This is a genomic window from Actinomyces qiguomingii (assembly GCF_004102025.1).
Lineage (GTDB): Bacteria > Actinomycetota > Actinomycetes > Actinomycetales > Actinomycetaceae > Actinomyces > Actinomyces qiguomingii.
Window position 1 is genome coordinate 1003408 of record NZ_CP025228.1, and the last position, 20084, is coordinate 1023491.

A 20084-nucleotide genomic window follows, 5' to 3' on the forward strand; every position below is an offset into this window, starting at 1 on the left:
CGCGAGGTCGCCTGACGCCGCGCCGCACGCCTCAGGCCAGCTTGAGCTTGCGGTACCGGTTAACGGCGGCCGCCACATCCACCATGCGCGGACGCACTAGGAAGGCCGGGCGGCGGTCCAGGGCGTCCAGGCCCTCATCGTCCAGCAGGGCGTCCAGGTCCTCCAAGCACTGGGCGAGCGTGGAGTCTCCGTCGAAGCGTTGCTCCAGCAGCGCCCGCAACGCATAGGCCACCGCCTCCGCCTGCCCGGACTCGACGACGCCGGCCACGTCGGAGATGTCGATGTCCTCCCGGTCCAGGATGAGGGAGTCGGTGCCCCGGGAGCGAGTGCGCACCGGGCCACGCTGGGTGCGCTGCGAGGGCAGTGGCACGCGCGGAGCCTGCATGGGGAAGTCCGCCAGCGCTGTCGTGTCCCGCGGCTGGGACGCAGCTACCTCGGCCGCGCGCTCGGTGGCGTCGTACAGGACGTAGGAATCCAACAGCAGGACCCGGTCGGCCACATCCAGGTAGTCCCCGGACCCGCCCATCACCAGCACCGTGGACACCCCGGCCTCCGCTAGCGCTCCCACCCGGTCCACAAATGGGGTGATGGGTTCCTGGTCGTCGGCCACCAGCGTGCGCATGCGGGCATCGCGGATCAGCAGGTTCGTGGCGGAGGTGTCCTCATCCAGCAGCAGCGCCGAGGTGCCGGCCTCGATCGACTCCACGATCGAGGCCGCCTGTGAGGTCGAGCCCGAGGCGTTGGTGGTGGTGAAGGCGGCCGTGTCCCGATTTCCGGGCAGGTGGGAGATGAAGGGGGTCAGGTCGACGCCGGTCACGGCCCGCCCATCGGCGGCCCGCACCTTGACGGCGTCGGGTACCGTGGCCACCAGCTCACGCCCGTCGTCAGGCACATGCGGGTAGACACCGCGCTCGATCGCGCTGAGCAGCGTGGACTTTCCGTGGTATCCGCCGCCGACGATGAGCGTTACGCCGGAACCGATCGCGGTGCCGCGCACCTCGCCGGCGTGCGGCAGGGTCACGGTTGCGGCCAGTGAATCGGGGGCTCGCAACGCGATGGCGCCCTCCTCCATGGGGGCGTCGCTGACGCCGGAACGGCGGGGCAGAATCGAGCCGTCGGCCAGGAAGGACACCCAACCGTTATCGAGCACGGCCTGGGTCAGGGCCCGGTGGTCCTCCAATGCGGCCACATGCGCCAGCAGACGCTTGCCCCGCTCACCGGTCAGGTCCAGGGCGGCATTGACCTCTCGGGTCAGGTCGTGGCTGAAGATGTTGGCGGCCTCACGCCCACGGATGGAGCGTCCCCGGGCCGGCAGCGCTACCCGGGCGCGGATCTCGATGACGATCCCGGAACTCGCCGGGGCCTTGTGGTGCTCGTCGGAGGTCTGCGCTGCGGGCCCGACATCGGCGGCGGCATCAGTATCCGCGTCGGCGCCGCCGGATGCGGTTGAGGGCGCCGAGTCCTCGGCCGCGCCCTCCGCGGAGGGCGCGGCGTTGGAATCCTGTGGCTCGGAATCCGCCTCGGGATCGGCCTTGCCGGTGAGGTCGGCAGGCTCGCTTGAACCTATGGCGGCGGCGAATGCGTCCGCCGCGGAGGCGTCGGTCGCCTCGACCGTGGCGGAGTCCGCGGTGACGTCCCCGCTCTCATCGGCGTCGCCGTCGGTCTCGGTCAGTACCGTGAACAGGTCCAGGGTTGCGCCGTCCGGCTCATTGAAGGTCTGTGAGCCGTCCGCGGCCGCCGGGTCGGCGTCACCTTCGGAATCGGCCTCGGGACTGGCCGGGGAGGAGACGATCACCGAGCAGCGCTCGAGGATCTCCTGCCCGGGGGAGGCGATCGACAGGTTGGTGCCGCGGAAGCCGCGGTGCAGCTCGCGGGTGAGGAAATCGGCCACCGCGATCCGCCGATCCCGGGTGGACAGCAGCTCCGCCTCCTGCAGCAGTTTCAGGCCTGGAAGGTCGGCCGGAGCCTCAATGCGGATACGTGTGGGCGGGGCGTAGGGATCGGGCTGGACGTAGTCGACATGCAGCATCCAGCCCTCTATGGCACGGTAGTGCCCGATCGTGTCTCGGTAGGCGCCGTAGGGGCGGTTGTCCAGCACGTGCAGGTAATCCACCAGGTCGCTGATGGTTCCCTCACGCGGACCCTTCTCATAGCGGCGGCCCTCGTGGCGGTAGTCGCGGCTGCGACCGTCGCGGCTATAGCCCTGGTCGCGGCGGTCTCGGCCATAGCCCCGGTCGTATCGCCCTTCGCGCCCGCCTTCGCGCCGGTCGCCGTAGCCCCGGTCCTCCCGGTAACCGTACCCCGTACGGTTATCCCGGTAACCGCGGTTGCGGTCATAGCCGTGGTCGCCCCGGTTTCCCCGGTCGTAGCCGCCGCGTCGGTCGTTGAAGTCGCGGTCCCGGTCATGCCCGCGGTCCCGGTCATGCCCGCGGTTGCGGTCATAGCCGCGGCCGCCGCGGTCCGCGCGGTCGTAGCCGCCTCTGCCGTCATCGCGGTAGCCGCCGCGGTAGCCGCGGTCGTTGCGGCCGGAGCCGCGATAGTCGTCGCGGTCGCGACGCCCCCCGCGGTCGTTCCCTCGGTCATAGCGGTCGCGACGGTTGCCGCGATCGCCGTAGCCGCGGCCGTCTGTGTAGTCACTGCGCTCAGTCATGCCCTGAATATTGGCACATTTCCGGAGTGAATCCGGACGCGCCGCCCGCCGATGGCGAGTTGTGGCATGTGGTGGGTGCCGACTTACCGGCAAGCCGCCGGTGCACGTAGGGTCCTTCCATGACGATCCCCATGAACGCCCCGTCGTATCGGCCCCACGTGGTGTTTGTCGCATGATCCCCGCTCTGACCGGGCTTTGCGCGACTGCGCCGACCGCCGCCTCGGGCCTGGCGCCTGCCGTCACGGGATTCGCCACCGGAATCGGGCTCATCGTGGCCATCGGTGCACAAAACGCCTGGGTGCTGCGACAGGGTGTGCGGCGTGAGCACGTTGGGGTGGTGATCGCCATCTGCGCGCTCAGCGACCTGGTTCTCATTGCCGTGGGCACCGGCGGGATCGGTGTGGTTGCACGCCTGGCGCCGTGGGCGCTGGAGGTGCTGCGCTGGGGCGGGGTGCTGTATCTGATCGGCTTTGCGATCTCTAGCTTCCGCTCGGCGGCGCGGCCGGGTGCGCTTGAGCAGGCGCAGGCACGCCCGGCGTCCTCGGTGGCGCTGACTACGCTGGCGCTGACCTGGCTGAATCCGCACGTCTACCTTGATACCGTGCTCATGCTCGGCACGGTGACCAACGGCTTCGGGCAGGCGCGCTGGGTGGCTGCGGCCGGCGCCGGGACGGCGTCGATCCTGTGGTTCACGGCGCTGGGCCTGGGCGCGCGGGCCCTGTCCGGGCCGCTGTCCAGCCCGCGCACCTGGCGGGTGGTGGACCTGCTGGTGGGCCTGGTCATGCTGGGGGTGGCGCTGAATCTGGCGCTGGGCTTCTGAAGGAACGGCCTACTTCACCGAGACCGGCACTAGTGACGCACCCGTACGGGTAGGCCGCGGGCCGGCCGGAGACCTCCAGCGCCTCCGGCCGACCCGCGCCGACTATGTGCGACCGACTTGAGCGCTTACACCGCCTCCGGCGGCAGCACCTGCATCTGTGCGGGCACGTTGGCAATCCCCACCGGGCAGGTGATGCCGTTAGGGCCGTGGTTGCAGTAGCCGTTCGGGTTCTTGTGCAGATAGCCCTGGTGGTAGTCCTCCGCCAGGTAGAACGGCCCGCCGAACTTGTCATACAGCTCTGTGGTCGGGGCGATCGTGGTCACGCAGGTGCCGCGCCCCAGGCGGGTCAGCTCGCCCTGGAAGGCGGTGCGGATCGCTAGCGCAGCGTTGGCCTGCGCCGACGTCGTGGTCCACACCGCCGAGCGGTACTGGGTGCCGATGTCATTGCCGTGCCGGTTCAGCTGGGTGGAGTCGTGGTTCTCCCAGAAGGTGCGCAGCAGGCTCTCCCCGCCCTGCCCGCACACGGCCGGGTCATAAGCCACACGCACCGTCTCGGCGTGACCGGTGAAACCGGTACAAACCTCTTGGTAGGTGGCATTGGGGGTGGTGCCGCCCATGTAGCCCACGGCGGTGGACACCACGCCGGGCTGGCGCCACAGGAAGCGCTCCACACCCCAGAAGCAGCCTCCCGCCAGGTAGATGACTTGCGTACCATCTGGCCAGGGTCCGTTCAGGGGTGTGCCCAGAACTACATGCTCACCGGGATCAGGTAGGACGGTGACTTCCCGGCCGGGAAGTGTGGTGTTGCGGGAAGGATGGTGCGGCGTCGTGGTGGTAGCGGCCGACATAGCGGACTGCATAGCTGCTGTCATGGGCACGACGCTACTCGGGGCAGCTGGCCGCGTTAAGGGCGATCCGTGAGAGTACGCCTGGGGCGTAGGCGCCGTTAGCCCCCAGTTGTAGGGCGGGTGCGGAACAACGGATGCGGCCGCGCCCCGTTCCCGCCGCACGGACGGGAATTAGGGTGCGGTCGGCCACCTGGGATCACAGCGCCTTTACGTCGAGGATCTCGGCGGTGATCTGTCTGCCGTTCGGGGCGTTGTAGCTGACCGTGTCGCCCGCGCGGTGACCCATGAGGGCTCGGCCCAGAGGGGCGTCGGGGGAGAAGACCTTCACGCCGTCGGGAACATCAGCGGTGATCTCCTGGCCTCCCAGGGCGAAGGTCTGCTCGCTTCCGGCGACCTTAGCGGAGACAATCGTGCCCGCAGTGACGGATCCGTCGAAGTCCGGGGCTCCGACCTGTGCGTTCTCCAGCATTTCGGTGATTGTGGCGATGCGCGCCTCGTTGAGCGAGGCTTCCTCCCGAGCCGCGTGGTAGCCGGCGTTCTCCCGTAGGTCGCCCTCCTGACGGGCGGCCTCGACACGCTGAGCAATGGCCTTGCGCTCGGCGCCCTTGCGGTGTTCGAGTTCCTCGGTGAGACGGTCGTACGCCTTATGGGTGAGCCAGGTGCCCGGCTGATCGGTGGTCTCATCGGCCATGGTTTCTCCTCAAAAAAGGGCCATGCAGCCCTCAGGTGCTGTTCGGGTATAAAGGACGAGTCTATACGCTCCCGCCGGATCGTGCTGCGGTAGTGACTTTGATGACTGTGTGCACGGTCCGTGTCCGCCTGATTCCGTCCCTGCAACGGGCCTCTTCACGTCGAGCCATCCCCCGCGGAGCGGCGGCGCTGCCGCCCACGTACCCGCTTACTGCTGTGAGCAACGGGGAGCGACTCCCCGGGCGCATTGGCGCCCCGGCGGGCTATGACTTGCGATCGTCTCCGGTATCAGGCCGCTTTGCCCAGTACCGCCAGGTAGCAGGCCACACAGTGGCAGATCCAGGCGGCTACCGTGCAGACGTGGAAGATCTCGTGGAAGCCGAACCAGCGGGGGAACGGGTCGGGGCGCTTGCGGGCGTAAATGATGCCGCCGACCGTGTAGACCACGCCGCCCGCCACCAGTAACCAGAAGATCGCCGGGCCGCCGGTAGTCCAGAAGTGGGGCAGGAACCACAGTGCCACCCAGCCGAGCAGGATGTACAGCAGCGTGCCCAGCCAACGCGGCGCCGTCGGCCACAGCACCGCCTGCAAAATGCCTAGCAGGGCCCCGCCCCACACGATCCCTAGGATCAGGCGCGCGGTGCCGGCGTCCAGCAGCGCGACCGACAACGGCGTGTAGGTCCCTGCAATCAGCAGGTAGATATTGGCGTGGTCGAATCGCTGCAGGACAATAGAGACGGTGCGGGGCAGGTAGCCCTTGGAGGTGTGGTACAGGCCGGAGTTGGCGAACAGCAACAGGGAGCAGACCAGGTAGGCCGCGCAGGCCCATCTCAGCGCCAAGCCCGGTGCCAGCACTGTCAGCACCATGCAGGCCGCAAGGGCCAGGGGTGCGGTGCCGGCGTGGATCCATCCGCGCAGCTTGGGCTTGACTGCACGGGCGAGGTCATTCGCGGCACTGATGGCGGCCGCGCCGCGCGACTGCATGGTTGTGCGCATCACCGGTCTCCTCACGAGGGGTGTCCCAATAGAACCTACGCTACCGTAACTTACGTTCCCGTAGGTTCCCTGGGAAAGTGTGCAGAGTAATAGGCACGCGTTACGCTCTGACCTGGGTGCGCCCGCCGACCCTGTTGCCGCGGGCGCCAGGGCAGACGGCGCATTCAGGAAAGAGCTGATTCATGGCGGGCGACAACCTCCTCTACAACCTCTACGAGCGCCGCCTGGCCGCCCAGGTCAAACCCGACCGGGTGCCCCAGCATGTGGGTGTCATCCTCGACGGCAACCGCCGCTGGGCCAGGGCTATGGGCATCGGCACCGCTCAGGGACACAAACGCGGTGCTGACAAGATCGAGGAATTCCTTGGATGGGCGGAGGACGCCGGCGTCGCGGTAGTGACTCTGTGGCTGCTGAGCACGGACAATCTCTCCCGCGACCCCGCGGAACTGTCACCGCTGCTGGACATCATCGCGCACGCCGTCGACGAGCTGGCGGCCACCGGCCGCTGGCGACTACGTCTGGTCGGCGCCGTCGACCTGCTGCCCGTTCCGGTGGCCGGCCGGCTGCGCACCGCCGTCGCCTCCACCGTCGTCGCCGCTCCCGACGACGGCGCTCCCGGCGACGGCGCTCCCGGGGCTGCGGGGGAGGTGCCCTTGAAACCGGATACGCGCATGCAGGTCAATGTGGCGGTCGGTTACGGCGGTCGACAGGAGATCGCTGACGCCGTCCGCTCCCTACTGTGTGAGCGCGCCGCGGCCGGGGCCACGCTGGAGGAGGTCGCCGGCTCGCTGTCCGAGGAGGACATCACCGCGCACCTGTACACCAAGGGGCAGCCCGATCCCGAACTGGTCATCCGCACCTCCGGGGAGCAGCGTCTTTCCGGTTTTTTGCTGTGGCAGTCGGTCCACTCCGAGTACTACTTCTGTGAGGTGTACTGGCCGGCTTTTCGCCGGATCGACTTCCTGCGCGCCCTGCGCGATTACGGCCAGCGCGAGCGTCGCCTGGGCAGGTGATCGGGCGCGCGGTATAGAACGCGCGGCATCGCGGCATAGGGCGCGCGGTGTACGGGCCCGCATCGGCGGTGGTCCGGCAGATGCCGCATATGCGCGCCGCCTCGTCCTAGCGGGCTCGGCGCTCACGCGGTGGCAGCGGGTATGGTGAGCGGTATCACAGGCGGATTATTCCGGACCTCCGGTGCTGTCCGCCGCATACAGACGGAGACTGCCATGCGAACCTATGTCCTGGACACCTCGGTCCTTCTATCCGATCCGCGTGCCATGCTGCGCTTCGACGAACACGCCGTCGTGCTGCCGGTGACGGTGGTCACCGAGTTGGAGGGTAAGCGCCATCACCCCGAGCTCGGCTACTTCGCCCGCTCTGCGCTGCGGCTGCTCGACTCCCTGCGCGAGCGGCATGGCCGGCTCGACCGGCCCGTTCCCGTGGGTGAGCATGGCGGCACGGTGCGGGTTGAACTCAACGGTGCGGACGACCGCGTGCTGCCGGCCGCCATGCGGTTGGGGGACAATGACTCCCGCATCCTGTCGGTGGCGGTGACTCTGGCCCGCCGCGCCGAGCAGGGCGGGTACGACGGCGAGGTCGTGGTCGTATCCAAGGACCTGCCTATGCGCATCAAGGCGGCAGTCGTGGGATTGACCGCTCAGGAGTATCGGGCCGAGCTCGCCAGCGAAGACATCTACTCGGGCATGACCGCGGTGACCGTCACCGAGCAGGAGATCTCCGGGCTGTGGGAGGATGGCGCGTTGGATCTGGCTGCAATGGCGGATCGGGCTGTGGCCGCAGACCTGGCTGCTCAGCCGACCCACACCGGCGTGGTTGTCAGCTCCCCGCGCGGATCGGCGCTGGCTACCGTGGTGGGCGGGACCCTGCACCTGGTGGACGGCGCCCGCGAGGTGTTCGGCGTGCGCGGGCGCAGCGCTGAACAGCGCATCGCCATTGACCACCTGATCAACCCCGCCATCGGCATCGTCTCGCTCGGTGGGCGCGCCGGCACCGGCAAGTCGGCCCTGGCGCTGAGCGCCGGTCTGGATGCCGTGATCAACCGCCGAGAGCACCGCAAGGTGATGGTGTTCCGGCCCCTTTACGCCGTGGGTGGGCAGACGCTCGGCTTCCTGCCCGGTGACTCCGCGGAGAAGATGAACCCCTGGGGTGACGCGGTGTTCGATACCCTCGGTTCCGTGGTGCCCGCGGACCGGATTGAGCGGATCGTCGCCGCCGGCCAACTCGAGGTGCTGCCCTTGACGCATGTGCGCGGCCGTTCCCTGCACGACGCCTTCGTGATTGTGGACGAGGCGCAGTCTCTAGAGCGCAACGTGCTGCTGACCGTGCTGTCCCGGATCGGTCAGAACGCGAAGGTGGTGCTCACCCATGACGTCGCTCAGCGGGACAATCTGCGTGTGGGCCGCTGGGACGGCGTGGTCAGTGTGGTGGAGTCCCTGAAGGATCGGGACCTGTTTGCGCACGTGGACCTGGTGCGTACCGAGCGCAGCGAAATCGCTGAGCTGGTCACGCGCATGCTCGACGAGGCGCCGCTGTACTAACGCTTGCCGGCGTTGGTGCCGAAATCCGCAGACGTCTGCAACTTCGACCGGTCTCGGTGGTTATTTCGACCGGTCTCGGTGGTTATTTCGACCGATCTCGGTGGTTATTTCAGCCGATTTCGGTGGAGGGTGCCAGTTCGGCGCGGGTGGGCGGGTTGGCACCGGCGCGGGAGACCGTGATGTCGGCAATGGCGGCCGCGTGCCGCAGCACGCGTTCCAGGGTGGCGGCGTCGATGCTGCGCAGGGCCTCGCGCCGCTCGGCCCCCACCAGTCCTTCGGACCAGATGCCGTCCTCCAGCCCTCCCATAAAGGAGTCGCCCGCGCCGACGGTGTCGGAAACCACCACGGTGGGGTCCGCCGGCACCTCCATGCGCAGCCCGGAGGCCGTCAGTGCCAGGGAGCCCTGCTTGCCGCGGGTGACCACCACGATGGCCGCACCCCGGTCCAACCAGTCGCGCGAAACAGCCTCGACATCGGCGTCCTCGCCGTAGAACCAGGCGATGTCCTCATCGGAGCACTTGACTACGTCGGCCAGGCTAATCAGCCGCTCCACTTGCGCGCGCGCCTGCTCCGGTGTGCCCATCAGCTGCGGGCGGGCGTTGGGGTCGTAGCAGATCGTGGAAGTGGCCCGGTAGTCCGACAGTACCCGCTCAACCGTGGCGGCACCGGGTTGGAGGATCGCTGCGATGGAGCCGGTGTGCACCAGCAGTGGCGCCGCCGTGCCCTCCGCGCGCTGCGGGTAGGGCGGGTTCCAGTCCAGGTCGAAGACATAGGTGGCGGCCCGGTCCGCGCCGATGGTGGCCTGTGCGGTTGAGGTGCGTTCGGCGCCGTCGGAACCCGGCGTCAGCCGGACGCCGGAGGCCTCAAGGTGCTCCCGCACCGCCTGGCCACGCGGATCGGTGCCGATCCAGCAGTCGAGTTCGGCGTCGCGTCCCAGGCGGCTCAGCCCCAGGGCGACGTTGGCGGGCGAGCCGCCGGGGATGTCCTGGGCTTCTTGGCCCGGGTGGATGACGACGTCGACGAGTGCCTCGCCGATGACGAGGGCGGTGCCTGCGGGGCCGGGTGCGGACATTTTCGGGCTCCTCATGGATGGTTGCGGTGGCGGGGTGAATGCGGATCGGAGGGTCGTCGGGTTCACAAGGTGCTGGAGGCGTCATTGCCGGAATTGCCGGAATCGCTTCCGGTACTGCCGGCGTCGGCGACGGCAGCCAGGCGGGCACGGGCGTCATCCAGCCAGGACTGACAGCGCGCGGCCAGGGCCTCGCCGCGCTCCCACAGTTTGAGGGCCTCCTCCAGGGGCACCTGGCCGGCCTCCAGCCGCTGAACGACACCCACGAGCTGTTCCCGCGCCTGTTCGTAGGGCAGGGCGGCGACGTCGGCGTTGGCGTCGGCAGGACTGACCGGTTCGGTGGGGGAGGGTGCACTCATAGTCCCGATTGTTGCACGCGGGCGGCGGATGCGAGGGCAGTCCGCGCGGCCAATCGGGAACGGAGCCGTCCGAGTTGCAAAAACGTCTTGACAGCCGGCTCGGATGGGTGCACCATATACGTGCCAAATCGTTTGGAGCGCTCGTATTGCACCGCTTGGAGTGGACAGCGCTCTGTGCCCGCCCATATGGAGGACAACGTTGTCTAGTCCCACTTCCTCCGCGCTGAAGCGACGCCCCACGTCGTTGTGGATGCGCATCGCCCGCCACTGGCAGCTGTACCTGCTGCTGGCACCGGCGGTGATCTACCTGATTCTGTTCAAGTACTGGCCCATGTATGGCGTCCAGATCGCCTTCCGCAACTACAACCCCATCGACGGCTTCCTGGGCAGTGAGTGGGTGGGGCTGGAGCACATCAGCCGCTTCCTGCACTCTTTCCAGTTCACCCGGATCTTCTTCAACACCATCGCCATCAACGTCCTGGGACTCATCTTCGGCTTCCCGGTGCCGATCATCCTGGCGCTGCTGATCAACCAGCTGGCCTCCCGCAAGCTGAAGTCCTTCATCCAGACGGTGCTGTTCTCCCCGGCCTTCATCTCCACCGTGGTGGTGGTCGGCATGCTGTTCGTGTTGCTGTCGCCCCGCTCCGGGCTGGTCAACAACGTGATTACCCTGACCGGCGGACAGCCGATCAACTTCATGAATGAGGAGGGCTGGTTCCGGCCCATCTACGTCATGAGCGACATCTGGCAGAACGCCGGCTTCTCCATGATCATCTACCTGGCGGCGTTGGCGAGCATCGACCCCAGTTTGCACGAGGCCGCGCGCGTGGACGGCGCCAACCGCTGGCAGCGCCTGTGGCATATCGACCTGCCCGGCATCCGCCCAATCATCTCAATCATGCTGATCCTGGCGGTAGGCAACCTGCTCAACCTGGGCTTCGAGAAGGCGCTGCTGATGCAGACCGATCTGAACCTGGGCGCTTCGCAGATCATCCAGACCTACGTCTACGACGTGGGGCTCAAGAGCGCCCAGTTCTCCTACTCGGCCGCCATCTCCCTGTTCAACTCAGTCCTCAACATGATCCTGCTGCTGGTGTTCAACCAGGTCGCCAAGCGCGCGGGTCAATCGAGCCTGTTCTGATCCCGCCCGCGAACCACCCGAGGAACCCCTATGACCACCGCATCCGCGTCCGTGCTAGACGCCGCACCCACCTTCCGCACCTCCGGCCCACGCCGCCTGGCGGAGCGGATCGCCGACCCGCTCTACACGCTGTTCGTCGTCCTCCTGCTTGGCGGCGCCGTGATAGCGATCATCTACCCGCTGTACTTCGTCGTCATCGCCTCTGTCTCCGACCCCAACCAGGTCTATGAGGGCAATGTGTGGCTGTGGCCCAAGAACATCACTCTTGAGGGGTACCAGCGCATCTTCTCCACCTCCACCGTGCTGCGCGGCTTCGGCAACTCGCTGCTGTACACGGCGGTGGGGACCGCCGTGTCGGTCTGCTCGATCCTGGGCGCCGGCTACGCCCTATCCCGCAAGTCCCTGCCCGGCCGCAACTTGTTCATGGCGGCGTTCATCGTCACCATGTTCTTCGACGGCGGCATGATCGCCCGCTACCTGGTGGTGCGCGACCTGGGGATGCTCGACACCATGTGGGCCGTGGTCCTGCCCGGTGCCATTGGCGTGACCAACCTGATCATTGCCCGCACCTTCTTCGAGACGACCATCCCCGAGGAGCTGCATGAGGCCGCCGCCCTCGACGGCGCCGGCGAATGGCGCTACTTCTTCCGCATCGTGCTGCCGCTTTCCAAGGCGCTGATCATGCTGCTGGTGATCACGCACGCGGTGGCCTACTGGAACTCCTTCTTCGACGCCCTGATCTACCTAAACGATGACACCAAGTACCCCCTGCAGTTGGTGCTGCGCAACATCCTCATCCAGTCCGATGTGTCCGGCTCCGGCGTCTCCGCCACCGGCATGGACTCCTACGCCGAGTCCCAGCGCATAGCCGAGCTGATGAAGTACGGGATGATCGTCGTGTCCACCTTCCCGCTGCTGTCCATACTGCCCTTCACCCAGAAGTATTTCGCCCAGGGTGCCCTCATCGGCGCCGTGAAGAGCTGAGAGGTCCCCAAATGCGCCCCCGCAACGTCACTACCACCGCCTCCGACCCCTTGTCCGTCACCCCGGTTATGCCCTCCACCGCCCGTGCACTCGCCCTCCCACCGCCCGGCGGCCTCGCCCAGCGCCCGCTCAGCCGGCGCCTGCTGTTGCGCGGCTCGCTGGCCGGCGCGGGACTGCTCGCCCTGGCTGCCTGCTCGACTAAGAAGAGCGACGCCGACTACCGCGTCCCCGACGAGTCCGCCTCCGCTGGACTGGCCGAGGCGCCGGACTCCCTGCCGATCGTTTCCAGTCCGATCACCATCACCGCCACCGGCTCGCGCACGGCCCTGTCCGTGCCCTACGGCCAGATGGAGCTCACCCAGCAGTGGGAGCAGGAGACCAACATCGCGGTGCAGTGGAACATCCTCACCGAGGACGTGTACGCGGAGAAGAAGAACCTGCTGCTGGCCTCCGGGGATCTGCCGGACATTTTGTGGAACACCGGGCTGACCGACGCGGAGGTGGCCACCTACTCCGCCAACCACACCCTGGTGCCGCTGGATGAGTTTTTCGCCGACAACTGCCCCAATATCTCCGCGCTGCTGGAGTCCCGCCCCGATATCCGCTCCGCCATCACCAGCGAGGACGGGCACATCTACACCCTTCCCAGCGTGGAGGAGCTCGGGCTGGTGCCCTTCCCGAACTTCTTGTACCTGAACACCGACTGGTTGGACGCCGTCGGCAGGGAAATGCCCACCACGATTGAGGAGCTGCACGACACGCTGCTGGACTTCAAGGAGCAGGACCCCTCCGGAACCGGCAAGCTGCTGCCGCTGTCATTCATCCCGGGCTCCTTCTGCGCCAACCCCTGGGACATCATCGCCGCTTACGGCGGACAGGCCGACAACAACGACCACCGCATAGTGATCGACCGCAAGGCCGTGTTCACCGCCGCCACCGAGCAGTGGAAGGAGGGCGTCAAACAGTTGCATACCTGGTACGCCGAGGGACTGATCGATTCCGAGTCCTTCTCCCAGGACGACACCGCCTACCTGGCCAAGGGCAAGACGGAGCAGGAGTCGCTGGCCGCCTTCTACTGGTGGGAGGCCACCGAGTTCGTAGGGGAGGACCGTGAGGGCCACTACGAGCTGTGCCCGGTGCTGGCAGGAGTGGACGGTGTGCGCCGCGCCTCGGTGTCCAACAACCAGGAGATCTCCCGCGGCGCCTTCGCCATGACCCGCACCTGCCGCTACCAGGCGGCGGTTATGCGCTGGGTGGACCGCATGTACGACCCGGTTATGTCCGCACAGAACAGCTGGGGGCCCATCGGCGTGACCCTGGAGTACGACGACGCCGGGATGCTGTCCCAGATCCCGGCCGCCGAGGGTGAGTCGGAGGGGGAGCGGAGACAGAAGGTCGCTCCCGGCGGCCCCAAATCCACCACCGCCAAGGACTTCGAGGAGGTCGTGCTCCCTGAGCCGCGGGCCTCCCTGCGCCAGGAGCAGGTGACCGCCGAGTACGCCGAATGGGCCGCCAATGACGCCTTCCCGCCCGTGGTGTTCACCAACGCCGAACTGGACGACCTGTCGCTGATTGATGCGGACGTCTCGACTCTTGTCAAGCAGAAGTTCGCCCAGTGGGTGGTGGGTGGCGGCATCGACGCCGACTGGAACGGATATCTCAAGGATCTCGAAACCACGGGGCTGACCAGGCTGATGGAGATCTACCAGGCGGCACTGGATCGCTACTACGAGGAGCTGGACGCACGCTCATGACTACCGCCTCCACCACCGCCCCTGCGCGGCCCTGGCTTGTCAGTTCGGAGGACCGCCTGGAACTGGCGCCGGCCGAGCAGGCGGGCCGCGCCCAGGCGGACCCGGCCCGTCCCCGCTGGCACGCCACCGCGCCCTGGGGGTGGATGAACGACCCCAACGGCCTGAGCGTGTGGCCCGGGCCGGACGGTGAGGCCCTGGTGCACCTGTTCTACCAGCACAATCCTCATGCCCCGGTGCACGAGCACATCGAGTGGGGCCACCAGTACTCAGCCGACCTGGTGCACTGGCACGACCTGCCCACCGCCGTCCGCCCCGGCGTCGGCGACCCGGACGCATACGGCTGCTGGTCCGGGGTTGTGGTGGCCGATGAGCGCGTGGCGGCGGACGGCACCCGCATCACCGTGCCCACCATGGTCTACTCCGGCGCCTCGGAGCGGGCCACTCAGACCGCCTGCCTGGCCACCGCCGTCCCCGGCGATCCCCTGCTGGTCCGTTGGGTCAAGCACCCGGGCAACCCGGTGATTGACGCCGCCCCCGCCTCCACCGCCGGGCTGGTGGTGCCGGAGATGCGTGACCACTCGGTGTGGCGTGAGGATGGGCGCTGGTACCAGGTGATGGGGGCCGGGCTGCCGGGAGCCGGAAGCGGGGGCGCGCAGGCAGGTGCGGCTCTGTGCTTCTCCAGCAAGGATCTGCGCGACTGGAGCTATGAGGGCCCGCTGGCTGTCGGCGACGGCGATGTCAGTGCCACCGGAACCGTCTGGGAGTGCCCGGAGCTGGTGCGCCTGGGGGAGACCGACATCCTGTTCGTCTCCGCCTGGCACGCCTCGCGCACCCTGCGTTCGATGTGGATGCGTGGGAGGCGCACCGGCACCCGTATGCGCATTGATGCGGTCGGCCGCTGCGACCTGGGGGAGAACTACTTCTACGCCCCCCAGTCCGTGCTGCTGCCGGACGGACGCCGCGTAGCCATCGGCTGGATGCAGCCCAATGCCACGCACGCACAGCGTCTGGCAGCGGGCTGGGCCGGCTCCATGTCCGTGCCCCGGGAGATCACTCTCGCCCCGGATGCGACCCTCCGCTTCCACCCCATCGCCGAGGTCGACTCCCTTCGGGCCCGGGCCCTGGCCGACGCCGCCGGTGCACGGGAGGTTGCCGCGGCCGCTGCGGATCTGCACGGTGACAGCCTGGACCTGGTGCTGACCGGACGCCTGTGCGGGACGCAGGAGGTGAGCGTCGACCTGGCGGCATCCTCCGACGGCGCTCGCCGCACCCGCCTGCTGCTGTCCCGCCGCGTCCCCAGCGGACGGACGGGGCAGGATGCCTGGACGGGATGGCTGCGCCTGGACCGCTCCGCCTCCGCTACCCCTGGTTCCCCCTGGGAGGCGCCCGACCGCCGGGAGCTGGCCGGGCCCGTGCCACTCGGGCCCAACGGTGAGGTGGAACTGCGGATACTGCTGGATCGCTCCAGTCTGGAAGTATTTGTGAACGGTCAACCACTGTCCGCGCGTCTGGGGACGGAGCCGGGCGACGGCGGCCTGCGCGTCGTCCTCGGCTCGCTCACCGATGCGCGCCTGCAAGCCTGGACCATGTCGGACGCCTACTCCAAAAGACTCACCCCCTCTTCCATCGAGTTCGGCTGATATAACCATCGAGTTCGGTTGAAGTGGCTGGGGCGAGCCCCAGCTGGACCGGGTCCGATACGGGCATACCTCACGCCGCGTCCGGCTGGTGGCAAGGTGCATGGGGGATACTGACGGCCTGTCCGAACGCTTGCATGAGAGGGGATGGCCGATGAGTCCTGGTCGCTCTATTGACCGGGTCACCATCAAGGATGTGGCCCGGGAGGCCGGTGTGTCCGTCACCACGGTTTCCCATGCCCTGAACAATCCGGAGGGTTCGCGCGTATCGGAGGAGACCCGGGCGCATGTCCGAACCGTCGCGACGGCCCTCGGCTACCGCGCAAACCCCTCCGCCCGGGCACTGCGCACTCGCCGCACCGACACCATCGCCCTGGTTGGTAGAGATCTGGCCACCACCGAGCACCTGGGACGCATGGTGCGCGGCGCCCAGGAAGCAGTTCGCTCACGCGGCGGCCTGCTCATCGTGGCCGACACCTCCGACGACGAAGAGGGAGTAATCAGCACACTAATCGACCACCAGGTCGACGGCGTCATTCTGGGTGCCCTCTACCACCAGGAGCTCACCGTGCCGACGGCGTTGGCGAGTCTGCCCACGGTTGTGGTCAATGCCTACACCCACGATGCGCGTTACTCCTGGGTGGTTCCCGACGAGTTCATGGGTGGGCGTGCGGGTGCCGAGGTGCTGCTTGCCTGCGGTCATCGGCGTGTTGCGATGATAAACAATCATGACGACATTCCCGCCGCCCATCGGCGGGAAGAGGGGTTCGTTGCCCGCTGTCGGGACAGCGGCCTGGAGCCGTTGGTCCTCGCCTGCCCGCCGACCGGTCGTGCCGCCCACGACGCGGCTGCACGGCTGCTTGACGCCCAACCTGCCGAGCGTCCCACTGGAGTGTTCTGCTTCTCCGACACCATGGGTATGGGCGTGTACGCTGCCGCCGCCGAACTGGGACTGCGCATTCCTCAGGACCTGTCAGTGGTCGGATTCGACGACATGGTGCTGATCAACGAGTCCCTCTCACCACCGCTGACCTCGATCGCCCTGCCGCATGCGGAGATGGCCGCCTGGGCAGTGGAGCGGCTCTACGAGTTGTTGGACGCGCCGACTACGCCGGCTCAGAACCTGCGAATTGTGGGACGGGTGGTGGAACGGGAGTCGGTTGCTCGGCAGGGCGGCTGACAGCCAAAACCGGGACATGTGCTGCCCGTGGCCTATCCGCTTTCATTGCGCCGATACCGCCCTAGTCGACTGTGCATGGTTCAAGACACGGTGACATTGGGCTTGGTGGTGCCCACGACCTGCGCCACCAGACGGCCCTGGGCCAGCACACCCTCGATCAGGTCGCCCTTCTTCAACTGCTGAGCGGAGGTGACGACCTCACCGGAGGGGGTTCGCATAATCGCATAGCCCCGATCGAGCACTCCCTGGGGGGACAGGGCCCGTAGGCGGGCGTGGTCGGCGCGCAACTCGGCATCGGCCAGCGAAAGGGTCGTGGACAGGGCCCGGCGCATGCGCTCACGGGACTGGTCGAGTTCGATGACGCGGTCCCTCACGATCAGTGTCGGGTCGGCCATCACCGGGCGGGCCAGCACCTGATCCAGCCCCCGCTGCTCGGCGTCCAGGCGGGACCTCAGCACGGTGCGTATGCGTTCGCGGGCCTGGTCTAGGCCCATGGTCTCCTCCGCCAGATCCGGCACAATGCGGCGGGCCGCGTCCGTAGGTGTGGAGGCCCGGTAGTCGGCCACCAGGTCCAGCAACGGACAGTCGGTCTCATGCCCGATCGCGGATACGATCGGGGTGCGTGCGGCAGCGGCGACGCGCACCAGGCCCTCGTCGGAGAAGGGCAGGAGGTCCTCTACGGCACCGCCTCCGCGCGCCACGACAATGACGTCGACATTAGGGTCGGCGTCGAGCTCCCGGATGGCGGCGGTGACCTCCCGCACCGCCTGCGCTCCCTGGACGGCGACTTCGCGGATCTCGAAGGGCAACGCCGCCCAGCGCAGGCGGGCGTTGACGACGACGTCGTCTTTCGCCTTGGCATTGCGACCGCACACCAGCCCCACCTTGCGGGGGAGGAATGGCAGCGGACGCTTGCGGTCGGCGTCGAACAGGCCCTCGGAGGCCAGGACGCGCCGCAACTGTTCGATTCGGGCCAGCAAGTCCCCGATGCCTACCGGGCGGATGTCGTCGGCGCGCAGTTCCAGGCTGCCGCGCTTGGTCCAGAAGCGCGGCCGGGCATGGACCACGACGCGGGCGCCCTCGGCCACCTGCGTGCCGGTGGCCTGTTCAATGGCGGCGAGCTCGCGGGTGAACACCGAGACCGACATGGACATGTCTGCCTCCGTGTCCCGCAGTGTCAAGTACTGCATGCCCGAGCCGGGGCGGCGATTGAACTGGACGATCTGCCCCTCGACCCACACGAAGGTCATCTTGTTGATGTACTCGTCGATCTTGGTGGACAGTAGGCGCAGCGGCCAGGGGTTGTCCGCAGTGGTCTCCCGGGCCAGGCGTGCCAACGGCCGGTTCGTCTGCGGCTGTACGGGTACGGCGGCTGGGTTCTCAGTGCCCGCTGTGGGCGGGCGGTGGGGCGATGGCTCGGTCACGCCCTCCACTGTGCCACGTTAAACGCCCGTCGGCCGTGTTCGCCGGACGCACTACTGTGGCACAGTTGTGGGCGTGACCGCGAGCGAAACAACAAACGTCAGTTCCGGGCAGCCGGCTCCTGGTGCGGGCAAGCGCATTCTGCTGGCCGCGCCACGCGGCTACTGCGCCGGGGTGGACCGCGCCGTCGACGCCGTGGAGCAGGCCCTGGCCCACTACGGGGCGCCGATTTACGTGCGCAAGGAGATCGTCCACAACAAGTACGTGGTGGAGGCGCTCTCTAAGCGGGGGGCGGTATTCGTGTCGGAGACCGACCAGGTGCCGCAGGGGGCGCGCGTGGTCTTCTCCGCCCACGGGGTGTCCCCGGCCGTTCACGCTCAGGCGGCCGCCCGGCACTTGCAGACCATTGATGCGACCTGCCCGCTGGTGACCAAGGTGCACAAGCAGGCGATCCGTTTCGCCAAGGAAGACTACGACATCATCCTGGTCGGTCACACCGGCCACGAGGAGGTCGAGGGCACCCAAGGGGAGGCTCCCGACCACATCCAGGTGGTCAACGGTCCTAAGGAGGTTGACTCCGTGCAGGTGCGTGACCCCAACAAGGTGGTGTGGATCAGCCAGACCACGCTGTCTGTAGACGAGACCATGGAGACGGTGCGGCGCTTGCGCAAGCGCTTCCCGCACCTGAGTGATCCTCCCGGTGACGACATCTGCTACGCCACCCAGAATCGGCAGGGCGCCGTCAAGGCCATCGCGCCGCAGGTGGAGGTGATGATCGTGGTCGGTTCCGGCAACTCCTCCAACTCCGTGCGGCTCAAGGAGGTCGCCCTGGAGGCCGGCGCGCCCGCCGCCTACCGGGTGGACTACGCCAGCGAACTGGAAGCCTCTTGGTTCGACGGCGTGAACACCGTGGGCTTGACCTCCGGGGCCTCGGTGCCGGAGATCCTGGTGCGCGAGGTCATTGAGAGGCTGGGGGAGATGGGCTTCACCGACGTCGAGCAGGTGCGTACCGCCACGGAGAAGATTGCCTTCTCCCTGCCCAAGAACCTGCGGGCCGACCTGAAAGCCGCCGCCGGTGGATGCGCCCCGGAACGAAGCCGCCGCCCGGCCCAGAATCACACCTGCTGAGCTCGATGCGGCGGGCGGCCGCTGTTCCGGCCGCGGCGAGGACGGCGAATCAGCCAATAATGTCGGCCAGGATCTCTGCGTCGGCCACCACCCGGTCGAAGGGAACCACCCACACTGGGCCGTTGGTGCCGGTGACCTGCACGACCAGTTGCTCAGCCTGCAGGCACTCCAGGCGCGAGGCGGTGTCATCACCCTGCGTCTGCCATGAGGGCTCCTCGGAGGGGATGATGTAACCACCCAGTGCCGGGTTGGCCCAGCGCAGAAGGAGAACGCGGGCGCCGGCGCGTGCCGGCACCTCCGGGTTGGTGGCCAGCGAGGAGGCAACCCCCTTCGCCGAGCCGATCCCGACGGCCTCAGCGAGGGCGCCATAGGTGGTGCAGATCGCGGGTTTGTAATCGATCAGCTTGGTCATCGCCTGTGAGACGCGCTCACGGGCCGAGGAGTCTGCCGCGGCGTCGGCGATGGCGCGTACGCGCGCACCGGTCAGGTGGGCCTTCTCCGCCAGTTCGGCTGAGCTCAAGCCACTGGCCAGTCCGCGCAGGATGAGGTCGTCGCGCTGGTAGCGCAAGGTGTTGAGCTGGTCCTGCAGTTGTTGCTGCCTGGAGGCCAGCGCGTTCAGATGGCTGAGTACGTCGACGGGATCATCCGTGCCGGACCGCGGGGGTGCACCCGGGCCGTGGACGGCGTCGGCGTGGGACGAGGGGCTGCTGGTGGTTGCGGCTGCCATAGGACGGTGGACCTCCACATATTGCGGTCAGAAGGTGCCAGGTACGCTACGGGGCGCACCTGGGAGGTTGCTGCGAAATTTCGCACGCGACCAGTTTATGTGGAAGATAGCGCGTACGTAA

Annotated in this window: 17 protein-coding genes and 1 pseudogene; 9 read left to right on the plus strand and 9 right to left on the minus strand. The window is 67.8% G+C overall.

Annotated elements, in window-relative coordinates:
- Nucleotides 1–31 precede the first annotated feature (31 nt).
- Both CWT10_RS17880 and CWT10_RS17885 read right to left on the minus strand, forming a co-directional pair.
- Complete coding sequence (locus CWT10_RS17880; RefSeq protein WP_416171715.1) at nt 32–1672, minus strand: P-loop domain-containing protein; 1641 nt, start codon at nt 1670–1672, stop codon at nt 32–34.
- 123 nt (nt 1673–1795) lie between these two features.
- Nucleotides 1796–2929: pseudogene (locus tag CWT10_RS17885) on the minus strand (ABC-ATPase domain-containing protein); the annotation flags it as partial.
- Between CWT10_RS17885 and CWT10_RS04060 the strand changes: the two are divergent.
- The gene (locus tag CWT10_RS04060; protein WP_103063400.1) at nt 2823–3470 is read left to right on the plus strand and encodes a LysE/ArgO family amino acid transporter; all 648 of its coding nucleotides are present in this window, start codon (nt 2823–2825) and stop codon (nt 3468–3470) included. The pseudogene CWT10_RS17885 and the gene CWT10_RS04060 sit on opposite strands and share 107 nt — an antisense overlap.
- Nucleotides 3471–3595: 125 nt before the next feature.
- Here the strand turns inward: CWT10_RS04060 and msrA are convergent, their stop codons facing one another.
- The 3 genes from msrA to trhA all read right to left on the minus strand — a co-directional run bounded on the left by msrA (nt 3596) and on the right by trhA (nt 5992).
- Nucleotides 3596–4318: a peptide-methionine (S)-S-oxide reductase MsrA gene (msrA, locus tag CWT10_RS04065; RefSeq protein WP_128683649.1), complete on the minus strand. Its 723-nt coding sequence runs from the start codon at nt 4316–4318 to the stop codon at nt 3596–3598.
- A 196-nt stretch (nt 4319–4514) separates the two neighbouring features.
- Complete coding sequence (locus CWT10_RS04070; protein ID WP_103063401.1) at nt 4515–5009, minus strand: GreA/GreB family elongation factor; 495 nt, start codon at nt 5007–5009, stop codon at nt 4515–4517.
- 287 nt (nt 5010–5296) lie between these two features.
- Nucleotides 5297–5992 carry a PAQR family membrane homeostasis protein TrhA gene (gene trhA, locus CWT10_RS04075; protein ID WP_233188201.1) on the minus strand — a complete coding sequence of 232 codons (696 nt, stop codon included), beginning with the start codon at nt 5990–5992 and terminating at the stop codon, nt 5297–5299.
- Nucleotides 5993–6186: 194 nt separating this feature from the next.
- Here trhA and CWT10_RS04080 point away from each other — a divergent pair, with 194 nt between their 5' ends.
- Complete coding sequence (locus CWT10_RS04080) at nt 6187–7017, plus strand: isoprenyl transferase (protein WP_103063403.1); 831 nt, start codon at nt 6187–6189, stop codon at nt 7015–7017.
- A 213-nt stretch (nt 7018–7230) separates the two neighbouring features.
- On the plus strand, nt 7231–8562 hold the full coding sequence (locus CWT10_RS04085; RefSeq protein WP_103063404.1) for a PhoH family protein: 1332 nt from the start codon (nt 7231–7233) through the stop codon (nt 8560–8562).
- A gap of 109 nt (nt 8563–8671) precedes the next feature.
- On the opposite strand, the gene CWT10_RS04090 is transcribed toward CWT10_RS04085, so the two are convergent.
- Both CWT10_RS04090 and CWT10_RS04095 read right to left on the minus strand, forming a co-directional pair.
- On the minus strand, nt 8672–9634 hold the full coding sequence (locus CWT10_RS04090; RefSeq protein WP_103063405.1) for a carbohydrate kinase family protein: 963 nt from the start codon (nt 9632–9634) through the stop codon (nt 8672–8674).
- A gap of 62 nt (nt 9635–9696) precedes the next feature.
- On the minus strand, nt 9697–9990 hold the full coding sequence (locus tag CWT10_RS04095) for an exodeoxyribonuclease VII small subunit (RefSeq protein WP_103063406.1): 294 nt from the start codon (nt 9988–9990) through the stop codon (nt 9697–9699).
- 199 nt (nt 9991–10189) lie between these two features.
- Between CWT10_RS04095 and CWT10_RS04100 the strand changes: the two genes are divergently transcribed.
- The 5 genes from CWT10_RS04100 (at nt 10190) to CWT10_RS04120 (ending at nt 16686) form a co-directional block, all read left to right on the plus strand.
- Nucleotides 10190–11131, plus strand: a complete 942-nt coding sequence (locus CWT10_RS04100) for an ABC transporter permease (RefSeq protein ID WP_233188188.1) — start codon at nt 10190–10192, stop codon at nt 11129–11131.
- 30 nt (nt 11132–11161) lie between these two features.
- Complete coding sequence (locus CWT10_RS04105; RefSeq protein ID WP_103063407.1) at nt 11162–12115, plus strand: carbohydrate ABC transporter permease; 954 nt, start codon at nt 11162–11164, stop codon at nt 12113–12115.
- A gap of 11 nt (nt 12116–12126) precedes the next feature.
- On the plus strand, nt 12127–13869 hold the full coding sequence (locus CWT10_RS04110; RefSeq protein ID WP_233188189.1) for an extracellular solute-binding protein: 1743 nt from the start codon (nt 12127–12129) through the stop codon (nt 13867–13869).
- The gene (locus tag CWT10_RS04115) at nt 13866–15509 is read left to right on the plus strand and encodes a glycoside hydrolase family 32 protein (RefSeq protein ID WP_103063408.1); all 1644 of its coding nucleotides are present in this window, start codon (nt 13866–13868) and stop codon (nt 15507–15509) included. The genes CWT10_RS04110 and CWT10_RS04115 overlap by 4 nt, the downstream gene beginning before the upstream one ends.
- A gap of 151 nt (nt 15510–15660) precedes the next feature.
- Nucleotides 15661–16686, plus strand: coding sequence for a LacI family DNA-binding transcriptional regulator (locus CWT10_RS04120; protein ID WP_158247661.1), 1026 nt, complete (start codon nt 15661–15663; stop codon nt 16684–16686).
- Nucleotides 16687–16766: 80 nt separating this feature from the next.
- Here CWT10_RS04120 and xseA read toward each other — a convergent pair whose 3' ends face one another.
- Entirely contained in the window at nt 16767–18110 is a 1344-nt protein-coding gene (gene xseA, locus CWT10_RS04125; protein ID WP_103063551.1) for an exodeoxyribonuclease VII large subunit, read from the minus strand.
- Nucleotides 18111–18183: 73 nt separating this feature from the next.
- Between xseA and CWT10_RS04130 the strand changes: the two genes are divergently transcribed.
- A complete protein-coding gene (locus tag CWT10_RS04130) occupies nt 18184–19236 on the plus strand; it encodes a 4-hydroxy-3-methylbut-2-enyl diphosphate reductase (protein ID WP_103063552.1) in 1053 nt (350 codons plus the stop codon).
- Nucleotides 19237–19285: 49 nt separating this feature from the next.
- Here CWT10_RS04130 and CWT10_RS04135 read toward each other — a convergent pair whose 3' ends face one another.
- A complete protein-coding gene (locus tag CWT10_RS04135; RefSeq protein ID WP_174721932.1) occupies nt 19286–19963 on the minus strand; it encodes a hypothetical protein in 678 nt (225 codons plus the stop codon).
- Nucleotides 19964–20084 lie beyond the last annotated feature (121 nt).